The following is a 26,415-nucleotide window of genomic DNA, read 5'->3' on the forward strand; positions in this document are numbered from 1 at the left end:
AACATGGCCATTATAATATCTTCCAGCATGAGCGATTCCGGCAAGTCACTGGTTACCTCAGCGCTGGTGAGACATTTCAGGGCCGTCCCCTTTAAGGCGCAGAACATGTCACTGAATAGCTATCCCACCCATGATGGCGGGGAGATAGCCTTCATACAGGCATTTCAGGCCATGGGAAGTGGGCAACAACCTGAAAGGTTCATGAATCCAATCCTCCTCAAACCATCAGGAAAGGGCATAGAGGTGATTTTCTGGGGAGAGTCTCAGGGGAACTTCTCACCACAAGAATACTACTCTAGGCTCACGGAGTACTGGGAGAAGGTTAGGTCTGCGGTCAGGGATGACATGATCATAGAGAGCGCTGGGGGACTCGGGGAGCCCAATTTCATGGAGAGGGATCTCACAGGTTACAGGTTAATGCAGGAGGGCATAAACTCCATACTGGTACTGGACATAGATAGGGGAGGAGCTTTCGCCTCAGCCTATGGCATATATCAAATGTTGCCATCCTCTATAAGGGAGAGGTTGAAGGGATTCATCATTAATAAGTTCAGGGGAGACGAGAAATTGCTTGAGCCAGCAATCTCCTGGCTTGAGTCAAGAACCTCAATGAAGCACCTAGGAACCATTCCATACGACGAAAGGCTCAGGATAATGGCCGAGGATTCCATGAACGTATCGGATCTTGGAGACGGAGAGCTGGAGGTTGACGTGGTGGCATATCCGTACATGAGTAACTTCAATGAGTTTCACGCATTTGAGAGATCTAACGCAAGGTTGAGATTCGTTACTAAGCCTTCCCATCTGAGCAAGGCCGACTTGATCATACTCCCAGGAACAAGGAATACCAAGCTTTCCCTATCCTGGCTTGTGGAAAGGGGATTCGTGGAAGCTCTCAAGAGAAAGCCTGTTTTGGGAGTTTGTGGCGGATTTCAGATTATGGGTAAAACCCTTTATGATCCCCACGGACTGGAGGCAGGGGAGCCCTCCTCATATTCCGGCTTGGGTCTCCTTTCGATCGACGTTAAGTTCAGGAGAAGCAAGGTTGTCTCCTTATCCCTTGGAGAGTCAGACTATGGTATAATAGAGGGATATGAAATAAGAAGGGGGGAGATAGACTACGTTGAGGGCAAACCCCTGCTTCTTATAACTAGGAGGAACGATGAGCGCGTTGAGATCTATGACGGGGCAAGAAAGGATCAGTATGTGGGGTTAAGCGTTCACGGTTTCCTCTTCTCCGAGGGAGGGAGGAAACTACTCGAGGATTTTGGGATAAGGCTTAGAACCGGCTCCATGCAGGATGAGATAAAGGCGTCGGTGGAAAGGGCGTTCCGGATTCTAAAGGAGGTATTGGATCTGGACGCCATAGAACAGATTTATATGGATAGCATGGCTAAACAAGCCTAAATGTTCTCACCAGAGAAGTTTATCGAGGAGATAGAGCCTCAGATTAGATCGGTAGTGGGAGAGAACAGGGTGGTAGCAGCTGTAAGCGGTGGAGTAGATAGCACCACTGCTGCGGCCCTTATGTACAGGATTTTGGGAAATAAGGTCACCCCGGTCATGATAGATACCGGCTTCCTCCGTGAGAACGAGGCAAACAAGGTAAGGGACCTGCTGAAGAACGTGATGCCCCTTAAAATAGTGGACAGAAGTGAGAGATTCATTAGCTCAATAGAGGGTCTTGACGACGCGGAGGAGAAGAGGAAGAAATTCAGGGACGTTTTCTACTCAACCATTTCAGAAATAGTAGCCCAGGAGAATTCAAGGTTTCTAGTCCAGGGTACCATAGCGCCAGACTGGATAGAAACGCAGGGGGGAATTAAGACGCAACATAATGTCCTGGTTCAGTTGGGCATAAATACGGAAAAAACGTGGGGTTTCTCCCTTGTGGAACCTCTGGCTGATCTGTACAAAAACGAGGTCAGGGAATTGGCCAGATATCTGGGACTGCCCAGAGAGATATCCGAGAGGCAACCCTTTCCCGGGCCCGGATTGCTGGTTAGATGCGTGGGGAGACTCTCTAGGGAGAAACTGGAAATAACCAGGAGAAGTAATTTTATTGTGGAGAACGCGCTGGAGCCCTTGAAACCTTCCCAGTACTTCGCCGCAGTGTTTGAGAGCGACTCAACCCGTGACACGAGGTTATCTGAGCTCCTTCGAGACGAGATCATGGTCTATTCCGTTAAGTCAACGGGAGTTAAGGGGGATGTCAGAACTTACGGAAAGATGGCTTCCTTCAGTCTTAGGAATAGCTACAGGGAGATCAGGGAGATATCCCAGAAGATAACTAGCGGTGAGTATACCAGGGCCCTGATGAGAGTGAAGAGCGCCAAAGGAAAGTACACAGTGGCCATCAGGGCTGTTAGCACTGAGGATTTCATGACTGCTGATATACTTGAAGTGGAACCATCATTGCTCTCAAGGATCGCAGATGAACTGCTTAAAATTCCAGGGGTTGGCGAGGTAGTTTATGACGTTACCACGAAGCCTCCAGCTACAATAGAGTTTGAGTAGGAGTTTGAGATCTAAAAAATCACGGTTTCAATAGCACAATGGAATCGTAATCAGGATCTATCTTTACGTTTATTACCTTCAGCTTGGAATCCTTCCTCTCTAGAGAATCCTTCAATCCTCCGTAGGTATCCACGGTGATGGCTCCCACGGATCTCTCCAGGAACTCATCCACATCCACGAACGTCCCTGATTTTCCTATGGATGGTATATCCGATTTAAACGTGTCAAGGTAGGTCGCTCCACCATCGTTCAATATAAGCACGGTTCCCTTAGCCTTCTCAGCTCTCTGCTGAACTAGACCCACGTTCTTGAGTATACCAGCCAGATCAGTGATCCCTAAAGCCCCTGGATCGTTGGATTGTAGCACTCCTGCCACACCGATTCCTTTCTCAAGGATTGATTCGCTGGTGTTCCACACGGGGCTTTCCACAGGAAGTCTAACCAAGTCCAGAGTTGGAGCGCTCAGATCCACGAAGTATCTGGAGAATCTAAACTGTTGTAACAGCCTCGTTATGTCGTATGGCCACAACTCAGAGTGTGGTTTCATTGTAAAGATCCTTCTACCAGAAGCTATCTCACTTCTCACGTCCCTCTTGACGTTTTCCTTTATTTTCTGCTTAAGCGTAGTTATCAACTCCTTGAGGAAGAGGCCAGTATCTGCTACAATTGGGAGCTGGGGCATCACCACCTTACCTATGTCCTCCCCATCAACGTTATTGTGCATCAGGAAGCCCTTATACTTCATGGACCAGCCGGCTGTGCTCAATTGAGGTAGTCTGGAGCCAAGCACCAGAATGGAATCGGCCTCAATCATGAGTTTTGAGGCGATGTCCGTGGAAAACGCTCCCAATCCTTCACCTGCATAGAGTGGATGAGATGCGGGGAAAACTCCCTTGGCCCGGAAGGTTGTTATCACCGGGGCGTCCAACAGTTCCGCTAGCTCCAGTAGTTGCGGAGATGCGTTACTTGCCCTAACCCCATATCCTGCCACAATCACGGGCAGTTTTGAGTTCCCCATTACCTCGGCTACCTTGGCCACAGTGTTCTTGTCAGGGGTCTTCCTCTCCGGTTTCTGTTCAGCGGTGGAAAGAGGGTAAGCCTTTAACCGGAACAATTCCTCGGCGATCTCCACGAGGGCTGGTCTTGCCCTGTTGCTCAGCGCCTCCTTGTATCCCTTTTCCACAGTTACAGTAATTTCCTCTATGCTGATCACTCTCTCCTTGAACTTAATGAAGGGCGAAAGGGAACCCGATACGTCATCAGGGGATCTCAATTCACCCACTCTCGCCTTTCCCACATCTCTATAGGACCTCAATGTCCCGATCATCAGCAGAGGAACGGAATCCGAGAAAGCCTGCGCAACTATACCACTGCCCTCAAGTAACGAGCTTCCAGGAGCGCTGATTACAACTCCTGCATCTCCAGAATCTCTGGCAAAGGCGTCCGCCAGTTCCAGCGCGTCCCTAACGCTCAGGGAAATATCTATTTCAAGGCCATACTGTACTAACCTCTCTCTGAGGAAATCGGGAATCGAGTTTGAGGTGAATACTCTCTTTACACCTATTTCCTTAAGGACGTAAGCTAGAGCCTCATCCCCTGTCATCTCCCTACCTACAGTCTCCTCCTTTCTCTTGGGCTGGCTCAAAGTTGGATCGCTATAATACCAGAAATTGTTCAATATAAACTTGAGAGCCGGGGGCGGGATTTGAACCCGCGAAATAACGGGTTTCCATCTAGAAACCCACTGCAGCCCCTAGCGCTACCAATGGTAGTGCCGCCTTAGACCGCTCGGCCACCCCGGCGATATTAGAGTTGGAGTAAAAAATTATAAAGTAATTGTGGTTGATGATGTGTGGTTTAGTTGATCACATTTGAGAAAATTGGAGAAATCTTGAGTGAAATAAAGGAGAGGATGGACTTCGTTATAATTGGTGACACGGTGGTGGACTTGGAACTGGGAAGGAAGGGAACGGAGAGTGACGTGGATCTGTTTCCCACCAACTTTAGTGTGTTAGTGGAATACGACGTTCTCCGGAGCCTCGCTGACGAAAAGGGCTGGGATATGGGTTCCACCCCGATTGACACTCCTAGGATAGTGGTTCCACTAAGTGATGAGCAATTGCAGATAGACTTCTACGAGAATATCCAAGACTTCTTTGTTCCGCCTGTCGTCATTGAGAGTGCAGAGGAAAGGGAGATAGGAAGGGATACGTTTAAGGTCATAAAGCTGGAGGATTATATTCTCCTTAAGGCCAACGCATTCAGGGATGAGGACGAGGAGGAACTAAAGAAAATCGTACAATTGATAGGGGAGAAGAAACTAAAAATCGACTTGAAACTTTTGAGGGAACATAGCGAGGCTTTCGAAGAAAATAGCGAAAGTGTGAGAGAGAGGCTCTCTTCCCTAGGTTTCAAGCTCTCTTAGTTGGTAGCTCTTTCTTCTTAGGTCTAAGGTTGGTGCTATGACATCTTCTGCATTTTGTGGCCCTGATGGAGTTGAGAGCGCCGCAGTTTCTGCATACCTTCTTTATAAACACTCTCTCCTGCACTATCTGAATTTTTGCCTGATCCGTTAAAGGCATCCGTTCCTACCCAGTACTTATATAATAGCTAGATTCAAAAGTATTGCGGTAAAGGGAGAGTGGACTTAGAATGAAAATTCCTCTTGATTACCTTTGTGTGAGGAGCGGCCTTCTTTGCAATCGTTGCCAAGGTCTGGTGGACAGCGGTCAAGTCGACCAGTTTGAGGTTAAGGTAATGGAAGCTTTGTTGGACCTAGAGGAGACGCAGTTCAGGGAACTGAAGGATGCTACCTACTATAAGGCCATAAGGTCAGGGAACTTGCTGATACTTTTGGTGGAAAGTCCGCCCTCCATAGATTCATCTAAATGGATTAAGATAGCCCGCGCACTTCAGGACAAACTCAAGCTAAAGGTCAGGATTCTGGAGAAGACCACAAGCATAAAGAACAGTGCGGTCCAGCTTCTCTCTCCGGCTAGGGTGCTCGGTGTGAATACGGTTTGGTTACCTGACGGTTCTGTTCAGTACGTGATAAGGGTAGCAAAGAATGAGAAGAGGCTCTTACCAGCAAACGCGGTGGATCTAGAAAACGCTTTATCCAAGATCCATGACACTAAGGTCAAAATAAGGGTTGAGTAATGCTCCGGACGCATTTCATTCAGGATGTAACACCAGATCTGGATGGAAAGGAAGTTGTTTTAGCCGGTTGGGTTCACAACGTTAGGGACCTGGGAGGAAAGAAGTTCATCCTTCTCAGGGATAAGAGCGGAATAGGTCAGGTTGTGGTTGATAAGTCCTCCCCATCATTTGAAGTCGCCAGGGAGCTAAGCCAGGAGTCAGCGATACAGGTTAAGGGTACGGTTAAGGCTGACAGGAGAGCACCCAACGGAGTTGAGGTATCTTGCAATGAACTGAGGATTCTCAGCAAGGCTAAGGCACCCCTGCCCCTAGATGTCTCTGATAAGGTTAAGGCTGATATAGAAGTTAGGCTGAAGGAAAGGCTCCTAGATTTGAGAAGGCAGGAAATGCAGGCAATGATCAGGATACAGTCCACAGCCGTGAGAACCTTCAGGGATACACTTTACAAACACGGATTTTATGAGATATTTACACCAAAGATCATCGCCACAGGAACCGAAGGAGGCGCCCAGCTCTTCCCAGTGATATACTTTGGGAAGGAGGCATTTCTTGCCCAGAGCCCACAGTTATACAAGGAGTTACTTGCGGGGGCAGTTGAAAGGGTTTTCGAGGTCGCCCCAGCATGGAGGGCTGAGGAATCGGACACCCCTTACCACCTGGCTGAGTTTATAAGCATGGATGTGGAGATGGCCTTTGCGGACTACAATGACGTCATGAACATAGTTGAGGACGTAATAGCTAACGTGCTTGATAACGTAGCTAAGAACCATCAGAACGATCTGGCAATACTTAATCACAGACTTCCCTCCATAACCAGACCCATCAAGAGGGTTACGTATAGGGAGGCAATACAGATACTGCAGTCCCAGGGGCTTCCCACAAAGTTCGGGGATGATATAGGCACTCCCGAATCTAGAGTACTTAACAAGGTACTGGAACAGGACCTTTACTTTATCACGGATTGGCCGGCAGAGGCACGCCCATTCTACACTAAGAGAAAGGAGGGTAATCCCGAGATAAGCGAGAGCTTCGATCTGGTTTACAGGTGGCTGGAACTCGTCTCTGGAAGTAGCAGGAATCACACCAGGGAGGTTCTGGAAAAGGAGTTAAGGGCGCGTGGTCTTAATCCCATCAACTTTGAATTCTTCCTGAAGTGGTTCGACTACGGCATTCCTCCACACGCCGGGTTTGGAATGGGACTGCAGAGATTTATGCTAATGCTAACTGGCCTTCAGAGCGTCAAAGAGGTATCCCTGTTCCCTAGAGATAAGAAGAGACTCGTCCCCTGATCAAGTGAACTCTTTTGGATCAGTATTAAGGATCTCCGATAGGACCACGGTGGCATACATACCTCTCTCTAGGGAAAATGTCACGTAGTTCCCGTCGAAATACAAGTTTCTTACACTCATGAAGGCACTTCTTTTTACAGGTCTCAGGGAGATTCCCAGTTCCTCAATGTGAAAGCTACCCCTCTGTATTCCTTCCTCCTCAAAGACTTCCATGCACTCGGCATCACACTGTTTTGGATCTGTGGGAACCACAATCTGGTCGGTCTCATACACAGTGGAATACCTGAGTTTTCTGGACAGGATCCTGTTGAAAAGGTAACTTTGGTATGCCTCCACATAAAAGCTAAGTTTAACCTGGGACTTCCTCAGGGCTGATAGACAATCTTGAGTCTTCATAAGTTCCAGATAGATATTTCTCTCCTGGCTTGGTATTTTCTTGAGAAGCTCTCCCTTCACTTTTCCCTCCATGTATTGCGTTCTGAATATCCTGATGTTCTCGTTCTCCCAGATGAAGGGATATCCCAAGATGAAATCTACTCCCTTACACCAATCTCTCTGCGTTATGGCCTTTCCCACCAGATGGGTTATAGGTCTTCTGGTTCCGAACCTCTGGTATCCCACAAAGGCTGGTAACACACCCTCCTTCCTGATCGCGTTAATCCTCTCCCCAATCTCCTCCCTGTCCTCTGTAACGAGGTTAATGGAGAAGATATTGCCAGTGTGATTTAATTTAGTTGAGGTATAACCCATGAACTCTATGGAGAAGGATTCCTCCGCGTGAAAATCCAAGGCCTTCCTTGATACGTATATTAGCTGTTCCGTGACTGCATTGGCATCCTTAATCCCTAGATAACCTGGTCTTTCACCCAGAAGTGAGGCCAGCCTAGTCATGACAGCGTTGTGTTCCATTCCCCTCTTCTTCAGAAGGTACACGGCATATCTCCCCCTCTCCGATCCCCGCCAAAGAGTGCACGGCTTTCCGTCAATTTCCTCCGTTACCCTGAATCCGTCTGGCCTTGGGATTGTGACGTGAATGGGTGGCCATTGATGTACCTTAAACTCTATTCCTATGGCAAGATCAAGTAGGTTCATCCTATCACAGCAGTTTAAGGTCTCCAGTTATTTTGTCAATTAGATCATCGGGCCCAGGGCCTATTCCTGCACACGTTATGGTTCCAGGTTCCACCTGAGTTCTCCCCGCATCCGATATTATAGATGTTGGCAATCCCTGAGACCTAGCTCTATCCACCCTTGACAAAAGATCTTCCAGGGAGCTCACCTTAACCACCACCTTAGGTTGCCCCTCGTTAAGCCAGAGATCAAGCCAGTCCCTCCAGCTCGATCTGGTAAGACAGTCCAAGACAAGACTGACCGCAGCGTGGGCGACCTGTGCAGCTATCTTACCTTTCCCCATACTGATGTCCGTTCTTACCATTACCACCATTTTCATATGATTCCCCATCTATGGACGCCAACAACCATTTTAATGTAATCAGATAGAACTAAGCCTTGCCCTTCCTGGTCCAGGATCTTGTACGGTCAGATATATTAGATTTTATAAACCCAGAGAATTGGTATTAGAGAGGTTATTCATTATGTCGATGAGGCTAAGTCTAAGGGAAGAAGTGGAACCGCCTGTGTGTTCCAGTTGCGGGAAGATAATGCATCCCAAGGAGAAGGGCGCGATTTTCAACTGTCCCAACTGTGGCGAAGTCACCATATACAGGGATATGTACTGTAGACTGCAGGGAGTTTCCTACACCTGCCCCAAATGCGGATTCGTTGGTCCTTGAGGTGATCTCATGACAGATGTTATGGTGGTCTTGAAGGTTTTCCCAGAAGGAGATGAGACGGATCTCGAAAAAGTCGCCAACGAGCTGGTCTCAAAACTTCCAGAGGGTTACAAGCTAGTTAGGAAGGAAACCGAGCCCATAGCCTTTGGATTGAAGGCCCTAGTTGTATATGTTTCCATGCCTGAGAAAACAGAAGGTGGGACTGATACCTTGGAGGAGCTAGCATCTGGCATAGAAGGGGTCAGTCACGCAGAAGTAGTGGGAATAACAAGGCTCGGGTTTTAAAGCAGTGTATAAGTTAATCTCTTTTATCCTGTAGTGCATATTTAACTTGATTAGATTTGAGTGCTGGTTCTACCCCAGAGCAAAGGTCGCCAAGGCGAGAATTGTCTCTGAAGGTTATGGAGGCAAGGCAAAAGGACGTAGGCCGAGGAAAGGTAAGAATAGACGTTGAGATGCTTGCTCAAATAGATGTAAGCCCAGGAGATGTGGTTGAAATTGAGGGTACGAGGAAAACTGCTGCAATAGCTTGGCCACTCTCCCCCGATGATGCTACCAGTGAGAGGGATATAATCAGGATGGATGGAATAACCAGAAAGAATGCTGGCGTCTCCATAGGTGACAAGGTAACGGTGAGGAAGGCCTCTGTGAAACAAGCGGCGTCCATTAAGCTTGCCCCCTCAAACTTCTCCATTACCGTGGATCCAGGCTTTGTGGCATACGTAAAGAAGAAGCTCAAGGAATTTCCCCTTGTTGAGGGTGACACGGTTCTGATCCCCGTGCTGGGTCAGGCTATCCCCTTCACTGTGATTCAAGTTAGGCCGGCATCAATTGTCATGGTCGTTGATGAGACCAGTATATCAATTTCCGACAAACCCATAGAGCAGACTAGGTATCCTAGGGTCACGTATGAGGATATAGGAGGAATGAAGAATGTCATACAGAAGATCAGGGAATTAGTGGAGCTACCACTCAGGCATCCAGAGCTGTTCAAGAGACTAGGCATTGAACCGCCTAAGGGAATAATGCTGTATGGTCCTCCGGGTGTGGGTAAGACCCTATTGGCTAAGGCAGTGGCTAATGAGACCGAGTCCTATTTCACCTCGATAAATGGGCCAGAAATAATGAGCAAGTTCTATGGTGAGAGCGAGCAGAGACTCAGGGAGATCTTTGAGGATGCCAAGAAGCATGCCCCAGCCATAATATTCATAGATGAAGTGGATGCCATAGCACCCAAGAGGGATGAGGTGATTGGTGAGGTTGAGAGACGTGTTGTGGCCCAGTTGTTAACCCTTATGGACGGTCTAGAGAGCAGGGGAAATGTGATAGTAATAGCTGCTACAAACAGGCCAAACGCTGTCGATCCTGCCCTGAGAAGACCTGGAAGATTTGACAGGGAAATAGAGATACCTCTACCAGATAAACAGGGCCGGCTAGAGATACTTCAGATTCACACCAGGAATATGCCTCTATCCAAGGATGTGGAACTTGAGAAACTAGCTGACATAAGCCACGGGTACACTGGAGCCGACCTATCAGCTCTAGTTAGGGAAGCAGCGATGAATGCCCTGAGAAGATACCTACCCATGATAGATATCAGCCAGGATAAGATTCCACCAGAGATCCTAGAAAGGATGGAGGTAAAAATGGAGGACTTCATGAACGCGTTCAAGGAAATTGTGCCCAGCGGCATGAGGGAGATTTACATTGAGGTTCCAGAGGTAAAGTGGGATGATATAGGCGGTCTGAACGAGATTAAGGAAGAATTAAGAGAAGTTGCCGAATATCCCTTAAAGTTCCCTGATTACTATGAAACCGCAGGAGTTGAGCCACCCAAGGGTATACTACTGTTTGGACCCCCAGGCACAGGTAAGACTATGCTGGCTAAGGCCGTTGCCACAGAGAGCGGAGCTAACTTTATCGCTGTGAGAGGGCCAGAGGTTCTCTCCAAGTGGGTGGGTGAGAGCGAAAGGGCAATCAGGGAGATATTCAGGAAGGCTAGGATGTACGCGCCTTCAGTGATATTCTTCGATGAAATAGATGCCATAGCCCCCATGAGGGGAATTTCCTCAGACTCCGGTGTAACAGAGAGGTTAGTTAATCAGTTACTTGCCGAGATGGACGGCATAGAGAACCTAGACAATGTGGTTATAGTGGCGGCAACCAACAGGCCAGACATACTGGATCCGGCCCTACTGAGACCCGGACGGTTTGAGAAGCTTATGTACGTACCTCCACCTGATAAGAACGCTAGGTACGATATCCTGAAGGTTCATACCAAGAAGGTAGCCCTATCAGACGAGGTCAACTTAGAGGAGCTGGCGGAAAGGACCGAGGGATATACGGGTGCAGATCTAGCAGCTCTAGTAAGAGAAGCTGCAATGAGGGCCATCAGGGAGGGTATGAGGGAATGCGTGAACAAGGTCAGTGCAGCCTGTCCACCCAACGATAAGGATTGTCGCGACGCTAAGATGAGAGATTGCATGAAGGGAGCGACCATCAAGGTAGAGAACAGACATTTCAATGAGGCGTTGACCAAGGTTAAGCCATCTCTGAGTCAGGAAATGATACAATTCTACCAGACGTGGATCGATAAGGCGAGGCAGCAACTACCCAGGCAAACCGTAAAACCCAGCACATTTACGTGACAATTCATGTGGAGAGACACACCTCTGATTTACATCGTGCTCGAGAAACTACGCAAGATAAATGGAACCATAAGGGATGAGGACCTCTACAAGGAAATAAAGAAGGACGTGAATTACGAGTTTTCATTTAGCGATTTTCTTAAGGCGCTAATGGCTCTGGAAATAAGGGGGGTCATTAGCGTATCGTTAATTAGGGAGAACACCAGAATGGTTACTTATCTAGGTGAAAAGGAATAGGCGTAGATCTTTCCGATCTGGTCTCGGATATAAAGAGGGATCTTAACCTTGCTGAGGTCAAGGGAAAGAAGGTCGGAATTGACGCGTATAATGCCATTTACCAGTTTCTTGCTGCCATCAGGCAGTATGACGGAACTCCCCTCATGAATAGACAGGGCAAGGTGACCAGTCACCTGAATGGGGTATTTTACAGAACGGTGAACTTGCTCGAGGAGGGAATAATCCCCATTTATGTTTTTGACGGAAAACCACCAGAGTTGAAAGCTCAGGAACTGGAGAACAGGAAAAGGATAAAGGAAGAGGCTGAAAAGAAGCTGGAAAAGGCTAAGGAATCCGGGAAGCTGGAGGAAGTCAGGAAATACTCCCAAATGACGTCCAGACTGACAACTGATATGGCGAGGGAGAGCAAGGAACTTCTAGAGTATATGGGGATCCCCACCGTTCAAGCTCCATCAGAGGGCGAAGCTGAGGCTGCCTTCCTTAATTCCAAGGGGATTGTATACGCCTCCGCAAGCCAGGATTACGACTCATTGCTCTTCGGCGCAGAGAGGTTGATAAGAAACCTCACCATTAGCGGGAAAAGGAAACTGCCCAATAAGGACGTTTATGTGGAAGTAAAGCCTGAGATTATTGAATCGGGCATTCTCTTGAAGAAACTGGAGATAACGAGGGAGCAACTCATCGATATTGCGATCCTAGTGGGGACAGATTACAATCCTGAAGGGATAAAGGGAATAGGTCCCAAGAAAGCCTATAAACTGATAAAGACTTACAAGAAAATTGAAAATATAGATAAAAAAGAACTGCCCGAGCCAATCTACTTCGATTATGAGAAGATAAGGGAACTGTTCCTGAAACCCCAGGTAGTTCTTCCCTCAGTCTCTCTGGAACTAGGCGATCCAGATCCCAGTAAGATAATTCAGTTTCTCGTGAATGAAAACGATTTTAATGAGGAGAGGGTGAGAGGGGCCATAGAGAGACTTCAGAAAGCCATGAAGGAGATAAGGGACATAAAAAGGCAAACAGGGTTGGATCAGTGGTTTTAACAGGTTCATAATGTGAATTTAAATCTTAACACGCATATTTGATTTGTGTCATTTACGAGTACTCGCTATTTTCCTGTATTTCTTAACCTGGCAGGAATGCGAATCCTAGTTGTTGGTGGAGGTAAGGTTGGGACTAAACGGGCTCTCAAGTTCCGGGAATACGGAGCTGACGTTACGGTTGTTTCCCTATCATTTTCAGATGAACTCTCCAAGAGGGAAGACATCAGGAGGATCGAGCTGGATGCGAGGGAAGTCGATCAGGAATTCCTGAGGGATTACGACATAGTGGTGACGGCAACCAATAGCCCCGAGTTAAACTCCAGGATATGCGACCTCTGCAGGAAGGCAAGGAAGCTGTGTAATAACCCAACTAACCCGCCCGATTCATCTTTCATTGTTCCCATTTTTTATGAAGACGAGGACATAGGTATTGCCGTTACTACCATGGGAAAGTCGAGCATAATGTCAAAGGTGATACTTGACAGGGCCCTAGAAGCTGTGAGGGAGGACCCCAGGATATTGCTTGAATTGAAGGTTATGTCTGACGTAAAGACAATGCTGAAGAGAAGGGTGAGTGACCCAGGCACTAGATATACTCTCTATCAAAAAATATTTGTTGATAGAGAATTCGAAAGTTTCATTAATAACGGAAATGTGAGTAATGCATTAAAAAGGGCAGAGGAGATCGTCAATGAACATAGCCAATGACATCATGGACTCATACTCTGCAATAGTTTACACTCACAAGACCGTTGGAGTGGATAAGCTTGCCTCCCATTATCTGGGCTGGAATGAGATAAAGGAGCTCTCCAAGTATTATGACGGGGAGATGGCCGTTCTGCAGACGTGCAACAGGATAGAAATTTACCTTTTCTCGAGAGACAGGTCAAGCGTAAGCGAGATACTCCATTATCTTAACGAGGTTCACAACAAGGTCATATCCACAGATGCCACGATTCTGAGGGGAAGGGACGCGGTCAAACATCTATTCGAAGTTGCATCAGGTATTGATTCCCTATCTGTGGGCGAGTATGAGATACTGAAGCAGATAAAGGATGCCATGAGGGACTCCATGAAGTTGGGCATAGGATCCCGTTACATGAGGGCGCTTCTTGAGAGATCCCTGAAGGTAGGAAGAAGAGTCAGACTAGAGACTGCAATCTCTCGTGGTAAGGTAGGCGTATATTCACTTGCCGTGGAGTTCGCCAAAAGTCGTTTAGGCGACATTGTGAATAAGAGAATAGCCATTCTTGGGGCAGGAGAGATTGGGGGAAAACTCGCTCTCATTCTCCACAACGAAGGGGCAACTGACGTGACCATCTTCAACAGGACCTTTGAGCGCGGGAGGAACTTGGCTATCAAGTACGGATATAGTTACTTCCCACTGGACTTCAGCAGGCTACATAACTACGATATAATTTTCTCAGCCATATTCTATCCAGACAAGGTTAAGGCCCCTGAAGGAACGGTTGTCATAGATCTGGGATCTCCGCCAGTGTTTGAGGGTCCAAACGTGTACACCCTCAAGGATCTAGAGGAACTATCAAGGGCTAAGCTGGAGGAAAGGCAGAAGGAGGTTGAGAAGGCACAGTCTATAATTGAAGAGGGGTTAGAGGACTTCAGGAAGGACTGTCTGAAACTGGTCTATGACGATTTTGTTTCATCTTTCATGTCTAGAGTTGAGGAGACTAGAAAGGAGGAAGTGGAGAGGGCCCTGAGGGTACTCGGAGATAATAGCCAGGAAACCAGGGATGTCTTGGATGCCATGACTAGGTCCATGATCAAGAAGATTTTCTCTCCAATGTTTCAGAACATGAGACGGGCAGTTGAAAACAATGAGATAAACTACATTAACTTAGCCACATCACTATTCACTCATGGTGGGATATCCCAAGATAAGACCGAGAAGGTTAAGGCAGAACAAGAATATAAGGGACGCAGTAGCGGAGACGAAGCTGAGTCGTGATGATCTGATCCTGCCCATCTTCGTCAAGGAAGGTATATCCAAACCTGAGGAAATATCTTCAATGCCCGACGTTTACAGATACCCCGTGGGGGACCCTCTCATCAAGTTCGTCGAGGAGAATTACTCTAAGGGCATAAGGAAGGTCATCCTCTTTGGGATTCCATCCTTCAAGGACAACGTGGCAAGCTCAGCCTTTCAGAAGGATGGGGTAATTCAGAGATCTTTGAAAATATTGAGGGAAACCTTCGGGGACAGGATACTTCTCTTCGCTGACGAGTGCACCGATGAGTACACAAGTCACGGGCATTGTGGGATAGTGAATTACAGGGGGAGTCAATATTACATTGATAATGACGAGAGCTTGAAGGTTCATGCCAAGATAGCTCTATCTCAAGCTGAGGCGGGTGCAGACGTGGTAGCGCCCTCCAGCATGATGGATGGAGTAGTTGGAGCCATAAGAGAGGAACTTGATAAGAACGGCTTCACCGACACCCTAATAATGTCATACAGCGTGAAATATGCCTCAGTTTTCTATTCCCCCTTCAGGGAGGCAGCGAGCTCAGCCCCTGCCTTTGGTGACAGGAAAAGTTACCAGATGGATCCACGCAATGCCCATGAGGCAATAAAGGAGGCTAGGCTAGATGTGGAGGAGGGAGCCGACATCCTCATGGTTAAACCTGCTCACACTTACCTTGATGTGATTAGGCTGGTGAAGGAGACCTATCCCGAATATCCCCTGGCGGCTTATCATGTTAGTGGGGAATACTCCATGATTAAGGCCGCGGTCCTCAACGGCTGGTTAAATGAAAGAGCGGCTGTTCTGGAGATCACCTACGCCATAAAACGTGCGGGAGCCGACATGATCCTGACATATTATGCCCCGAAACTTGCTGAATGGATTTCGGAGGCGAGTCCGTTTTGAGCAGCGAGTTATGGAACAAGGCCCAGAGCCTCTTTGCCGGGGGAGTGAATAGTCCCGTTAGGGCAGCAGTGAAACCTTTTCCCTTCTATACCAAGTCGGCAAAGGGGGCATATCTGGTTACAGAGGACTCCAAAAGGCTCATCGATTTCGTTTTAGGCTACGGCCCCCTCATCCTAGGTCACGCTCATCCTAGAGTTATTGAGGCTGTAAAGGATCAGCTGGAGAGGGGATGGTTGTATGGAACCCCAAGCAAGGCTGAGGTGGAATTGGCCTCCCTTATAACGAAGCATATACCCACTGCCCAGAAGGTCAGGTTTGTGAACAGCGGCACCGAGGCGACCATGACTGCACTTAGGCTGAGCAGGGGATTCACAGGCAGGAGTAAGATACTCAAGTTTGACGGTAACTATCACGGGGCACATGATTACGTTCTCATTGACGCGGGAAGCGCAGCTTCAGAGTTCGGTGTACCCTTTTCCCATGGCATACCAAGCGAGGTATCATCCACAGTGCTGGTTTGCCCCTACAATGATCTGGTGTGTACGGAATCTGTGCTAAGGAGGGAGGAAATAGCTGGGGTTATAGTGGAACCAGTAATGGGAAACATGGGAGTTATTCCTCCAGAGAAGGACTTCCTACCGGGTTTGAGGAAACTAACCAGCGAATACGGGGCAGTGCTCATATTCGATGAGGTGATAACGGGTTTCAGACTGGGACTGGGCGGTGCGCAATCGTATTTTGGAGTGAAACCCGACCTGACAACACTGGGGAAAATTATAGGAGGAGGTTTTCCCATAGGCGCGGTGTGCGGAAGGAAGGATATAATGGACCAGCTCACTCCCTCTGGAAGGGTGTTCAATGCTGGAACCTTTAATGCCAACCCTATCTCCATGACAGCTGGGATAGCCACAATCCATGAACTTGAGAGAGGGGAAGTATACAGGGTTAGTGAAAAGGCCGCAAGGATACTCTCTGAGGAAATAGATGGTGCAATAAGGATGGACCACGTGGTGAACAGGGTCTATAACTTCTTCCAATTCTTCCTGGGGGTGAGAGATGTTAAGAACGCCGGTGACGCTCGTAAGGCAAAGAGGGACCTTTACGTCAGAATTCACGAGAATCTCCTAAGGGATGGGGTCTTTATCCCTCCAAGCCAGTTTGAGGCCCTATTTACCTCCGGGGCTCACGACGAGGAGGTTGTGAACCAGAGCGCCAAGGTTTTCAAGAAGGTCCTGGAGGATCTAACGTGAAGATAAGGATTGCAGCCAGGGGGAGCAAGCTCAGCCTTAAACAGGTAGAGATAGTGACCTCTTTCCTGGAAAGCCAGGGATATGAGACAGAATTCATTGAGATTAAGACTAAGGCAGACCTGTTCGGAAACAAACCCCTCCATGAGATAGGGAAGGGTGTTTTCGAGAAGGAAGTGAACGAGGCCGTCCTGGAGGGTAGGGCAGACGTGGCGGTGCACAGCATGAAGGACATGTCCTCAGAGTTACCCCTGGGCCTTGAATTGCTCGCAACTCCCAGGAGGGAGGACCCTGTAGACGTTCTGGTCTCTGAGCTTGACCTTGGTGAATTGCCAGAAAAATCGCGAATAGGTACAGGGAGTCTAAGAAGGGCCAACTTCCTCAAGGTCATAAGGCCAGACCTTGTGGTAGAGAACATAAGGGGCAACGTGGACACGAGGTTAAGGAAATACAGGAACCGTGAGTATGATGGTATCATCCTAGCTGAGGCAGGATTAAGGAGACTTGGGGTTGACATTAAGAGATTTCCCCTTGATGTTGAGAGCTTCACTCCAGAACCCAATCAGGGAATAATAGCAGTTGTGGGAAGCTCCAAGCTCAGGGGTATGTTCCAAGAACTTAATCATGTAGGGACCATGATGGAGGCCCTGGCTGAAAAGGAGACAGTGAAGGTAGTGGGAGGTGGCTGTCACTCCCCATTGGGGGTTTTATTTAGACTGGAGGATGACGTCTTATCTGGGATAGCAAGTTACAGTAATGGGGTGAAGCGCGTTACGGTTAAGGTTTCCACCCGCGAATCACCTCAGATCGCGGGACGCGAACTGGGAAAGATGCTGGTAAAGGCGATGAAAAATGAGGGTCTTATACCTTAGACCTGAGGGGAGCTCTCTACCGGAGATTCCAGGGTTTGAAGTGCTTAACGTCTCAATTTTCTCCGTGAAGTGTCTGGAGTACAATGACTCCTACCTTGGTAGTGAGGGAATAGCCTTCACCAGTGTGAACGCGGTGAAATGTTTCAAGGACTTCAACAGGATAGGGAATAAAAGGATATTTTCCATTGGGCCAGGGACAGCAGAGGAGTTGAGGAAGCACGGCTTTGAGTCAACCTACCCCACCAGATATACCAGCAGGGATCTGGCCCTCCTCATTCTGGGTAGCGGGGTTCGAGAGGTCACTGCGTTCAGAAGTCTTAAGGCCTCAGATGATATGGGGAAACTCCTCGTTTCCATATCCTACCACGAGGTGTATAACTACGACCTCATTCTCGACAATGGCAAACTAAACCAGGTTAGGGAACTTCTCTCAACCTGTTCCGTGGACGTTGTGGTGCTCACGAGTTCATTAATAGCTAAAAGTGTAGCTAATTTCATAAGGGATTGTCATAGAGTAGTTACCATAGGACCAATGACATCTGCTTCACTGAAAACACTTAGACCGGACTTGAGTTTCATTGAAAGCGACGAGTCCACAATAGAAGGGACCGTTAAGGTTATGAAGAATTTGAGAGGAGGTGAAATGAATGGATGATATTCGGGATCTGCTCCTCAAGGTACTCAGGAAGATAGATCCTACAGTAGTTGAGGATACCGTGGACATAAAGTTCATACAGAACTTCAAGGATCGATATGACGTATTTGGACAGTTCAAGAACGCCAAGGGAATTTACGAATTCGCTGTTAGCTTTGATAACAAGGGGAACATAAAGAGGGAACATGTTAACATGATAGCCCCTCACAAAATCAGGGATGACATAGAACGTAAAGTTTACGATAAAGGTGATTGATTGAAAGTTTTATTGGTAGTTGTGGATGGGCTGGCCTATCATCTAATGGAGAGATTCATACATCAGTTACCAGCTATCCAAGAAATGGCTGAGAACGGAGTATACGGCCCACTAGAGAGTACCTTCCCATCCATAACTCCTGTGGCCTTAGCCTCACTTTTTACCGGAGTATCACCTAAGGTTCACGGTGTTGTCGCACCTAGAATATTTGTTAAAGGTAGAAAGATCCAATCCAGCATCTCCGCCTTCTCCAGTAATTCCCTTTTGGTGGATCCCCTCTGGACCATACTGGGAAGAAAGGGCTACAGGGTCATGGTAACCTCTGCTCCCCAGGCTTTGCCAGATAAGTGGAAACTTGATAACGTAATTCTCTTCGATCCGTATAAGGCAAAGCTGAAGAAGTGCTCGGAGAGCATCGTCCTCAAGGAAGGGGAAAACGAGTTTCTTGGAATGAAATGGAGCGTGAAGGGAGAGGACCGGGCCTATCTTGTCCAGGTGGAAGGAAGGGAATTCAAGGTGGAGAAAGACTCATGGCTTGGACCATTGGAACTTGATGGTAAATGCGGAGAGGAGGAGTTGAAGTTCTCAGTCTTCCTTCACGGGAACAATCACGGAGTGTATGTGACTCCTCCAGCCTTTCTGAACTTCAAGTGGGGGAATAACAGGGAGCTTCTACTTGAGGTTTGGGAGAACGTGGTCAAGAGAGTAGGTATGCTACTGGATGGGGACTACAAGGGCTTGAACAAGGGTATCATAAGTTTCGATGAGTACCTGAAGACTGCGGAGCTTTCCTTTAACTTCTTTGTTGAGTACTCCCTCTATCTCCTCAGGAAGAGGGATTGGGACTTCGGGATCACTTACCTTCCCATAGTGGACAATCTTCAGCATCTCTTGTATGGCGTAGATGATGGAAAGGCGTTGGATTTCATCTTTGAAGCCTACAAGATGGCTGATAAGTTTCTAATGTTACATCGGGGTTTAGCAGAAAATATATTCCTTTGTTCCGATCATGGAATAACAAAGATAAAGAAGAGAGTCTACGTAAATAAAATATTGGAGAGGTTGAACGTGTTGAAGATGGATGACGGTAAGATAAACTGGGGGAAGACCAAGGCCTACTATGGTGGAGGAGGGATGATCAGAATAAACCTCAGGGATAGGGAAGAGGCTGGCGTGGTTTATCCAAAGGAGTATCAGAAGCTTGTGAGATACATTGTGAAGAACCTGGAGGAACTGAAGGATGACGGAGAATCAATTTTCACCGGAATTTACATGAGGGATACGCCGGCCTCAGATAGGCAGGGCGACATAGAGTTAAGTATAAGGGATTATTATTCGCTGAGCTCCAACGTTGACCATGAGAACGAAATAGATCCTGTAAGACCCTATTCCACCTCCACGGGTGATCACGGATTCTACAGGAAGGAAGATCTTTACGGGATAGTGCTGGGGTCAGGTCCCAGTCTGGCTAAGGGTAGGAAGATAAAGGCAAAGATCATTGACATAGCTCCAACCATCCTGAAAATCATGGACGTTCAGGGTTCCAAGATGGAGGGAAGGGTCTTGGTGGAGGCCCTGAGTAATGGAGGTCAGGAGTAAGAGACATGGTAGGATCAGGGCACCCTTTGATTGCGAGAAGGGGTTGCCCTATACCGAGGTCAATTTGAATGGGAAACTGGTGGAAAACTGTGAGCCTGTAACGGGACTTAAAGGCTTCAGTCTCCCCTTCAGCGGGATGTACCTGCACCGCGTCAAGTTCATAAGACATGTTCCTTGGCTCCTGGAGAAGATAGCTGAAAGAATGAACGTTCCAGAGCGCTACTCTGCCCTGGAGGAATATGCGGAGGAGAGGATTAACGTGGATACATTGATAATAGGATCAGGACTCTCTGGCCTGACCGCACTCTCCAGGAGTAAGGGTATACTGGTGACAAACGACCTTTTTACTGACCTCTTTGATGATCCCCTTCACCAAGGAGAACTAGTGAGCAAGATCAAGGAAGTGATCAAGCAGAACGAGAGCAGAATCATTCAGGGCGACTTCATGGGAAAGTTCACGGAAGGTTTCGTGGTCAGAGCGGGTAAAAAACTGCTCCTTATTTCACCCTCCAAGGTTATCTTTGCCGTGGGCGGAAGATATTTGCCCCCAATTTTCGAGGGTAACGACTACCCGAACGTGATTTCTAGAAGGTTATATCTCAAGAGGAGATCAATTTACAGTAAGGTTGTGGTCCTTGGCTCCTCAGATGACGCAATTAAGACAGCTTTGGTAGCCGGTGCCAAGATCCTCATTCCGCGTGAGGTGAGACTCTTCTCAAGGAGGTACCTGGAGTTAGCTGAGACTAAAGGGGTGGAGATAGATGAGGTCAACTTCCTGAGGGTGAAACCTAAGGACAGCAAGCTTTCCGTGGAATGGGATAGGGGCAATCAGCTTGTGGATGCAGTGGTCTTCGCTCCAGTGAAGCAACCAAGGATAGAGTCAATGGCTAATGCCGGTTGCGAGTACAGGTTTTACCCCAACATGGGAATATATCTCCCGGAGCACGAGATGGACGGTTACATGAGGAGCTGTGGGCATTTCGTGGTTGGAGGGGCTAGGGGGATTTGGGATGACGAGGCATCAATGCTAAGCGGGGAGGCACCATTTAACCCTGAGGCCCTATCTTTCCTGAGTTATCACCTCAAGGAAATGCCCCTTCACGAATACTACACGAGGAACTTCGTGTCCGTGAGGAGTCCATATTACTACTCTCCTGGTGGATACGCCTGTTTCTGTGAGGATGTGCTCTGGAGCGATGTAGAGCAGGTCACCAAAATGGGCTACGACAATGTAGAACTGGCCAAGAGGGTAGGAGGGATTGGCCTTGGGGAGTGTCAGGGAAAGGTCTGTACTTACGTTACGGGTAGCGTTCTTTCAAGTCAGAAGCTGATAACCTTCAGATCACCGCTTTATCCGATGTGATGATCATGGTGGTTATTCTGGGTGGTGGAGGTCATGGGATAAGCCTGGCCTATCACCTAGCTAAGAAAGGCGTTCCTTCCACAGTGGTTGAGATGTTCAGGATTAATTATGGGTCGAGCGGGAGGAACGCGGGAAGGTTCAGATATCATTTCTACACAAGGGAGAACGTGGAGTTCGCCAAGGAGGCCATTCCCTATCTTCTGAAAATGTGTAGGGAGCTACCCCTCAATCCGGTCTGCGTCAAAACTGGTTATCTCTGGGTTCTTGAAGATGATAGGAGCTTGGATACCATTAAAAGAATGGATGGAATATGGAAATCCTTGGGTGTGAGTGGTAAGTTCCTAGACTGTGCAGAGGTGGACATAAAGAGTGAAGCTCAGTGCTACTTGGCTCCCCAGGATGGAGCCTTTCACCACGACTACCTAACCTTTGGGATGTATGAGGAAGTTAAGGACAAGGTAACGTTGATACCTGGAGAGGCAAAGGAGCTGGTTATCTCCGGAGGAAAGGTTAAGGGAGTCAAGGTTGATGGAAAGTTGATAAGTGCTGACGCTGTTGTGGTCACTCTCGGTGCGTGGAGCGGTAAGTTCATGAAGGAAAACGGAATATCTCTTCCAGTGGAGCCGGAGAAGAAGGAGATTTTCATCACTGAGGATCTTAAGTATCGCGTGAAACCCCTTGTCATAACCCCTAAGGTCTACTTCTCCCATACTCTAAAGGGCGAAATAATAGGTGGAGTTGAGGACGTTAGGGAAAGAGGATTTCTTGATTTTAACGTGTCGCTGGAGAGGATGAAACTCTTCTTAAAAGACGTGAGAAGGTTAGTGAAAGGGGCTGAGGGAATAAGGGTATTAAGGGGATGGGCAGGCTATTACGAGATGACGCCGGACCACTCCCATGTGATGGGCTACTCTGAGTCATGGCCAGAGGGCCTTTTCGTTGACGCCGGTTACAGCGGTCATGGAATGATGTTTTCACCCTACTCTGGAAAGATAATGGCGGATCTGATTCTAGACAACGTAAAGAGTAGATTTATTGACATTTTCAGTCCAGAAAGGTTTGAGAAAAACAGGCTAGTAGATGAGAGAATGGTTATCTAACGTGAACAGTTAGCAGGTTATTGGGTTTCTAACGTCGCGAAACAAGCCAGTGCACATGGCTTCTCATTTCTGGCTACAGGTGCCGGGCGTTTTTATTAATCTTCTCTCATTTAGATTGTTATGGGAAAACTGTTTGGTACCGATGGAGTTAGAGGAATAGTAAACCAAGAGTTAACGGTTGAACTGGCTCTGGGACTTGGGAAGGCAATAGGTACCTTCTTCGGTGAGGGGAGTAACATCCTTTTGGGAAGAGATGCTAGGGCTGGGGGAGACATGCTAAGCAGGGCTGTGGAGAGCGGTCTCCTTAGCACTGGGGTAAGGGTTTTCGAGGGCGGATTTGCTCCCACTCCGGCACTTCAGTATGCCGTGAAGACCCTTGGATATGACGGTGGGGTCATAATAACTGCAAGCCACAACCCCAGGGAGCATAACGGGATCAAGGTTCTGGATAGAGACGGCGTGGAAGTGTCCAGAGAGAAGGAGGACAGAATAGAGGAAATATATTTCTCAGGGAGATTCAACACAATTCCCTGGAACAGGCTAACTCACGACGTAAAGAGGGACGATAGGGTCATAGACACCTATGTACAGGGAGTTCTCTCTCATGTGGACGTAGAGAAGATAAGGGCGAGAAACTTCAAGGTTCTGGTGGATGGAGCCAATAGCGTGGGATCAATTTCCACTCCTATTGTAGCTAGACTGCTTGGATGCAAGATCTTCACCCTCAACGCGAACCTAGATCCCACATTCCCTGCAAGGAATCCAGAACCAACCATGGAGTCCCTGAGGGAGACTGCAGGTATTGCGTCCTCGCTCAAGGTGGATCTCGCTGTTGCACACGACGGAGACGCAGACAGGGCAATCTTCATTGACTCCAAGGGGAGGGTACAGTGGGGAGACAGGAGTGGATCTCTCCTCAGCTGGTGGGCCTCACGAAAGGTGAACTTCCCGAGACGAGTGTTCACCGCTGTTTCCAGTTCCTCTCTTGTTCAGGAGTTTCTGTCGCAGTATGGAATAGAGGTCGTGTGGACAAAGGTAGGAAGTGTGGACATAGCGAGAAAGCTGATCCAGGAAAAGGGAATAGCAGGTTTCGAGGAAAATGGAGGGTTCATTTTCCCGGGTCATCAGTACGTGAGGGACGGGGCCATGTCCTTGGCTTTAATGCTGGAGATGATGGCATTCGAGGGTGTGAGTTCTGCTGAACTCTTCGATAGACTACCCCAGTATCACCTGGTGAAGACCAAGGTAGACCTCAAACCAGGAATGGACGTCTCCAAGATGTATGAAAGGGTGGAGAGGGAACTGGGTGCTGGGAATCAGATAGTGAAAATTGACGGAGTTAAGATCATTAACAAGGACTTCTGGATCCTGGTGAGGAAGAGCGGTACCGAACCCATCATAAGGGTCATGGTTGAGGCCAAGGATGAAGGTATGGCAGAGAGGCTGGCAAATCAAGTAAAGAGCATAATTGGTGCTTCATCATGAAGTACAGGTTAATGGATATACTTGCCTGTCCCATGTGCAAACACTTCCATCTAGATCTCTACGTATTTCAGGAAAAGGACTATCCCAAGAGGGAGCCTAATGGGCAACCTCCACTCTGCGAAATCTACTGTGCCTACAAGAACGCTGATGTCAAGTCTCTGGAATCTCCTCCATGTGGCGAGTGCATAAAGAAGGAGGTAGTGGAAGGCCTTCTGGTTTGCCCCTCCTGTAACAGATGGTACCCAATAATAGACGAAATACCAAGGATGCTACCCGATAAACTGAGGAAAAGGGAGAGCGATCTAGAGTTTCTGGAAAAGTATAGATCTAAAATTCCTCAAAAGGTGCTGGAGAGTGGACTTCCCTTTAACCTCAAGAGTTAACTAGTTTCGCGATATCAAAATTAAAATGAGCTTATTAATGGCCATTCCCTAAGTTACATTGGTGTAAACATTATGGAAGGCTCATTCATTAGTAATCTGGATGAATGGATAAAAATGCAGAAGAACCTCCTTGCAACGATCAAGGATATGGAGAAGAGAGAGGAGACAATGGAAGAGGACAGGCTGGATTTAATTCTAGCATCTAGGGTAGCTTTTCAGCATATGATGAGGACCCTGAAGGCCTTCGATCAGTGGTTGCAGGACCCCATGATAATTAAGCATATGCCGAGGGAGATGCTGGAGGACGTCAAAAAGACAAGTTGGGCCATACTTCAACAGCTCTTGGAACTTGATGTGAGGCATACCAGCCAAGCCAAGGAACTCATAACTAAACTGGGAAAGGAGGGGAAGTTAGACCCACTTATATGGAGTAGGCCACCCGTGGAGGAACAGCCTAGCCAGCCAAAGAGGGGAACCTTCACCACAATGTGATCCCTTTTAATCACTTAAACCTTTTGAGGCACGCGACAATTCTAAGGTATCAGATTTTCACTCTTTAAACGTGAAATGAGAAATTACAGTTAGTTACTAACCAACTAAGATAGAAATTTTGTTCGGGATAAAACTCTTATCTTCTCCTTCTCCTCTCGGATCTTAACTTGAGATTGTACTCTTGGTCAATTGATACTATTTTCTGTTTCAACTCTGTCACCACGCTATTCACTGTGTTCATGAAACCTTCATCCAGTAGTTGCTTATTTGCCGCTAAGGCTTCCTCTCCATCATTGGTCAGTTTTAGCTTCTTCGTCTGGTCAGTCTCTATATAACCTAGGTAGAGAAGCGAAGTTATGTCCTCCTTGACTGTTGGACTGATCAGGTTGTTTCCCAGTGTGTTAAACTGATGACCCATATTCAATCCCTTCTGGGCCCCTTCGTAGAGTAAGGTGATAAGACCCTTTTCCGTAACTCCCCCAAGAACCTTTATGATATAAAGCAATTGGAGCTTTCTCTTGTCCTCCTTAAGTACAGAGGGAGAGATAACCTGCTTTGATGACGTTTTCAGCTCCTTGGATTTACCCGGCTGTCCTCCCTGATTTGGTTGAGACATTCAATCACCGTGTTGCTATAGTACTGGTGGATAGGATTTTAATTATTTCCTCAGCCACCTTTCTCGGAGTACTGCTCTTAGTTATTGCCCCTCCTACAACATAAATGGAAACGGGAAGCTCAGCTAGCTCCGGTATGGTCTTTGGACTTAATCCCCCTGCCACTGAGATCAATCCATACTTGCTGGCCTGCCTAATCTCCTCCTTTAGGTCGGCAACTGTTACTCCTCTTTTCTTCTGCACGTCCAATCCTATGTGAAATCCCACTATATCCACCCCGAGACCGAAGAGCTCCTTTGCCCTTTCCACGGTGTTCTTGACGCCTATGAGGTCTGCCTGAACTACTATTCCCACCTCTCTAGCCCTTTTCACCGCACTTTCCACCGTGGAATCGTCCATTGCGCCCAACACGGTCATAATGTCTGACTTACCCCTGTGGGCTATCTCTACCTCAACATCTCCAGCATCAGCTGTCTTGGTGTCAGCTAGGACTATGTTGTTGAACTCCCTGAGCTTCAACAACCCCCTTATTCCTTCGGATTTCACGAGGGGAGTTCCTGCCTCAATTATGACGTTCCGTAAATCTGCCACCTCCTTGGCCACCTTGAGGGCGTCATCCATGGTAATGAAGTCCAGCGCCACCTGCAGATGTTTCATTTGTTTTAATCTTTCAAGAATCTCAGATCTCATACTTGCTTTAGTTACTCGGGGGTAATAATTAAACTAACCTGCAATGGCTTTTTATTCCCGCCGTGAGAAACTTGATTACTGT

General features: G+C 47.7%; 29 protein-coding genes and 1 tRNA gene. 23 read left to right on the forward strand and 7 right to left on the reverse strand.

Features of this window, described 5'->3' with window-relative positions; translation table 11 throughout:
- Positions 1-3: 3 nt before the first annotated feature.
- Both QVC96_RS03815 and QVC96_RS03820 read left to right on the forward strand, forming a co-directional pair.
- Positions 4-1,407 carry a cobyric acid synthase gene (locus QVC96_RS03815; RefSeq protein WP_287689944.1) on the forward strand — a complete coding sequence of 468 codons (1,404 nt, stop codon included), beginning with the start codon at positions 4-6 and terminating at the stop codon, positions 1,405-1,407.
- Entirely contained in the window at positions 1,408-2,517 is a 1,110-nt protein-coding gene (locus QVC96_RS03820; RefSeq protein WP_238026699.1) for an ATP-binding protein, read from the forward strand.
- 19 nt (positions 2,518-2,536) lie between these two features.
- Here the strand turns inward: QVC96_RS03820 and QVC96_RS03825 are convergent, their stop codons facing one another.
- Positions 2,537-4,162: a thiamine pyrophosphate-binding protein gene (locus tag QVC96_RS03825; RefSeq protein ID WP_287689945.1), complete on the reverse strand. Its 1,626-nt coding sequence runs from the start codon at positions 4,160-4,162 to the stop codon at positions 2,537-2,539.
- 45 nt (positions 4,163-4,207) lie between these two features.
- Positions 4,208-4,319, reverse strand: a tRNA-Cys gene (locus tag QVC96_RS03830).
- 59 nt (positions 4,320-4,378) lie between these two features.
- Between QVC96_RS03830 and QVC96_RS03835 the strand changes: the two genes are divergently transcribed.
- The gene (locus QVC96_RS03835; RefSeq protein ID WP_287689946.1) at positions 4,379-4,942 is read left to right on the forward strand and encodes a nucleotidyltransferase; all 564 of its coding nucleotides are present in this window, start codon (positions 4,379-4,381) and stop codon (positions 4,940-4,942) included.
- Here the strand turns inward: QVC96_RS03835 and QVC96_RS03840 are convergent.
- Entirely contained in the window at positions 4,929-5,099 is a 171-nt protein-coding gene (locus QVC96_RS03840) for a 50S ribosomal protein L40e (RefSeq protein WP_011921348.1), read from the reverse strand. The two genes, QVC96_RS03835 and QVC96_RS03840, sit on opposite strands and share 14 nt — an antisense overlap.
- A gap of 70 nt (positions 5,100-5,169) precedes the next feature.
- Between QVC96_RS03840 and QVC96_RS03845 the strand changes: the two genes are divergently transcribed.
- Both QVC96_RS03845 and aspS read left to right on the forward strand, forming a co-directional pair.
- Positions 5,170-5,676 carry a transcription elongation factor NusA gene (locus QVC96_RS03845; protein ID WP_238026701.1) on the forward strand — a complete coding sequence of 169 codons (507 nt, stop codon included), beginning with the start codon at positions 5,170-5,172 and terminating at the stop codon, positions 5,674-5,676.
- Positions 5,676-6,965, forward strand: a complete 1,290-nt coding sequence (gene aspS / locus QVC96_RS03850) for an aspartate--tRNA(Asn) ligase (RefSeq protein WP_287689947.1) — start codon at positions 5,676-5,678, stop codon at positions 6,963-6,965. Before QVC96_RS03845 ends, aspS begins: the two co-directional genes overlap by 1 nt.
- On the opposite strand, the gene truD is transcribed toward aspS, so the two are convergent.
- Positions 6,966-8,057 (reverse strand): tRNA pseudouridine(13) synthase TruD, encoded by a 1,092-nt coding sequence (gene truD / locus QVC96_RS03855; protein ID WP_287689948.1) that lies wholly within the window; start codon positions 8,055-8,057, stop codon positions 6,966-6,968. It abuts the gene before it with no gap.
- 4 nt (positions 8,058-8,061) lie between these two features.
- Positions 8,062-8,415 carry a peptidyl-tRNA hydrolase Pth2 gene (gene pth2, locus QVC96_RS03860; RefSeq protein WP_238026706.1) on the reverse strand — a complete coding sequence of 118 codons (354 nt, stop codon included), beginning with the start codon at positions 8,413-8,415 and terminating at the stop codon, positions 8,062-8,064.
- A gap of 145 nt (positions 8,416-8,560) precedes the next feature.
- Here pth2 and QVC96_RS03865 point away from each other — a divergent pair, with 145 nt between their 5' ends.
- From QVC96_RS03865 to QVC96_RS03950, 18 genes are all read left to right on the forward strand, one after another.
- Positions 8,561-8,758, forward strand: coding sequence for a zinc finger domain-containing protein (locus tag QVC96_RS03865; RefSeq protein WP_238026708.1), 198 nt, complete (start codon positions 8,561-8,563; stop codon positions 8,756-8,758).
- Positions 8,759-8,767: 9 nt separating this feature from the next.
- The gene (locus QVC96_RS03870; protein WP_238026710.1) at positions 8,768-9,043 is read left to right on the forward strand and encodes an elongation factor 1-beta; all 276 of its coding nucleotides are present in this window, start codon (positions 8,768-8,770) and stop codon (positions 9,041-9,043) included.
- 56 nt (positions 9,044-9,099) lie between these two features.
- Positions 9,100-11,406 (forward strand): CDC48 family AAA ATPase, encoded by a 2,307-nt coding sequence (locus QVC96_RS03875; protein ID WP_238026712.1) that lies wholly within the window; start codon positions 9,100-9,102, stop codon positions 11,404-11,406.
- Positions 11,407-11,412: 6 nt separating this feature from the next.
- Positions 11,413-11,643 carry a hypothetical protein gene (locus QVC96_RS03880; RefSeq protein ID WP_238026713.1) on the forward strand — a complete coding sequence of 77 codons (231 nt, stop codon included), beginning with the start codon at positions 11,413-11,415 and terminating at the stop codon, positions 11,641-11,643.
- Complete coding sequence (gene fen, locus QVC96_RS03885) at positions 11,640-12,689, forward strand: flap endonuclease-1 (protein WP_287690410.1); 1,050 nt, start codon at positions 11,640-11,642, stop codon at positions 12,687-12,689. Before QVC96_RS03880 ends, fen begins: the two co-directional genes overlap by 4 nt.
- Positions 12,690-12,734: 45 nt before the next feature.
- Positions 12,735-13,397, forward strand: a complete 663-nt coding sequence (locus QVC96_RS03890; RefSeq protein ID WP_287689949.1) for a precorrin-2 dehydrogenase/sirohydrochlorin ferrochelatase family protein — start codon at positions 12,735-12,737, stop codon at positions 13,395-13,397.
- Entirely contained in the window at positions 13,381-14,655 is a 1,275-nt protein-coding gene (locus tag QVC96_RS03895; protein ID WP_287689950.1) for a glutamyl-tRNA reductase, read from the forward strand. The genes QVC96_RS03890 and QVC96_RS03895 overlap by 17 nt, the downstream gene beginning before the upstream one ends.
- Positions 14,567-15,577 carry a porphobilinogen synthase gene (hemB, locus tag QVC96_RS03900; protein ID WP_238026718.1) on the forward strand — a complete coding sequence of 337 codons (1,011 nt, stop codon included), beginning with the start codon at positions 14,567-14,569 and terminating at the stop codon, positions 15,575-15,577. Before QVC96_RS03895 ends, hemB begins: the two co-directional genes overlap by 89 nt.
- The gene (gene hemL / locus QVC96_RS03905; RefSeq protein WP_287689951.1) at positions 15,550-16,827 is read left to right on the forward strand and encodes a glutamate-1-semialdehyde 2,1-aminomutase; all 1,278 of its coding nucleotides are present in this window, start codon (positions 15,550-15,552) and stop codon (positions 16,825-16,827) included. The genes hemB and hemL overlap by 28 nt, the downstream gene beginning before the upstream one ends.
- Positions 16,824-17,696: a hydroxymethylbilane synthase gene (gene hemC, locus QVC96_RS03910; RefSeq protein ID WP_287689952.1), complete on the forward strand. Its 873-nt coding sequence runs from the start codon at positions 16,824-16,826 to the stop codon at positions 17,694-17,696. The genes hemL and hemC overlap by 4 nt, the downstream gene beginning before the upstream one ends.
- A complete protein-coding gene (locus tag QVC96_RS03915; RefSeq protein WP_287689953.1) occupies positions 17,677-18,351 on the forward strand; it encodes a uroporphyrinogen-III synthase in 675 nt (224 codons plus the stop codon). Before hemC ends, QVC96_RS03915 begins: the two co-directional genes overlap by 20 nt.
- On the forward strand, positions 18,344-18,607 hold the full coding sequence (locus QVC96_RS03920) for a hypothetical protein (protein ID WP_238026723.1): 264 nt from the start codon (positions 18,344-18,346) through the stop codon (positions 18,605-18,607). Before QVC96_RS03915 ends, QVC96_RS03920 begins: the two co-directional genes overlap by 8 nt.
- Positions 18,608-20,206 (forward strand): alkaline phosphatase family protein, encoded by a 1,599-nt coding sequence (locus QVC96_RS03925; protein ID WP_287689954.1) that lies wholly within the window; start codon positions 18,608-18,610, stop codon positions 20,204-20,206.
- The gene (locus QVC96_RS03930; protein WP_287689955.1) at positions 20,190-21,569 is read left to right on the forward strand and encodes a ferredoxin; all 1,380 of its coding nucleotides are present in this window, start codon (positions 20,190-20,192) and stop codon (positions 21,567-21,569) included. The genes QVC96_RS03925 and QVC96_RS03930 overlap by 17 nt, the downstream gene beginning before the upstream one ends.
- Positions 21,570-21,574: 5 nt before the next feature.
- Entirely contained in the window at positions 21,575-22,669 is a 1,095-nt protein-coding gene (locus QVC96_RS03935; RefSeq protein ID WP_287689956.1) for an NAD(P)/FAD-dependent oxidoreductase, read from the forward strand.
- Between the two features lie 120 nt (positions 22,670-22,789).
- On the forward strand, positions 22,790-24,154 hold the full coding sequence (glmM, locus tag QVC96_RS03940) for a phosphoglucosamine mutase (protein ID WP_287689957.1): 1,365 nt from the start codon (positions 22,790-22,792) through the stop codon (positions 24,152-24,154).
- Positions 24,151-24,537 (forward strand): Trm112 family protein, encoded by a 387-nt coding sequence (locus QVC96_RS03945; protein ID WP_287689958.1) that lies wholly within the window; start codon positions 24,151-24,153, stop codon positions 24,535-24,537. The genes glmM and QVC96_RS03945 overlap by 4 nt, the downstream gene beginning before the upstream one ends.
- Before the next feature lie 72 nt (positions 24,538-24,609).
- Entirely contained in the window at positions 24,610-25,029 is a 420-nt protein-coding gene (locus QVC96_RS03950; RefSeq protein WP_238026728.1) for a DUF2153 domain-containing protein, read from the forward strand.
- Positions 25,030-25,165: 136 nt separating this feature from the next.
- On the opposite strand, the gene QVC96_RS03955 is transcribed toward QVC96_RS03950, so the two are convergent.
- Complete coding sequence (locus tag QVC96_RS03955) at positions 25,166-25,645, reverse strand: hypothetical protein (protein ID WP_238026729.1); 480 nt, start codon at positions 25,643-25,645, stop codon at positions 25,166-25,168.
- 4 nt (positions 25,646-25,649) lie between these two features.
- Complete coding sequence (locus tag QVC96_RS03960; RefSeq protein ID WP_238026730.1) at positions 25,650-26,333, reverse strand: orotidine 5'-phosphate decarboxylase / HUMPS family protein; 684 nt, start codon at positions 26,331-26,333, stop codon at positions 25,650-25,652.
- Positions 26,334-26,415: the final 82 nt, after the last annotated feature.

This window comes from Metallosphaera javensis (ex Sakai et al. 2022) (assembly GCA_021654415.1).
Lineage (GTDB): Archaea > Thermoproteota > Thermoprotei_A > Sulfolobales > Sulfolobaceae > Metallosphaera > Metallosphaera javensis.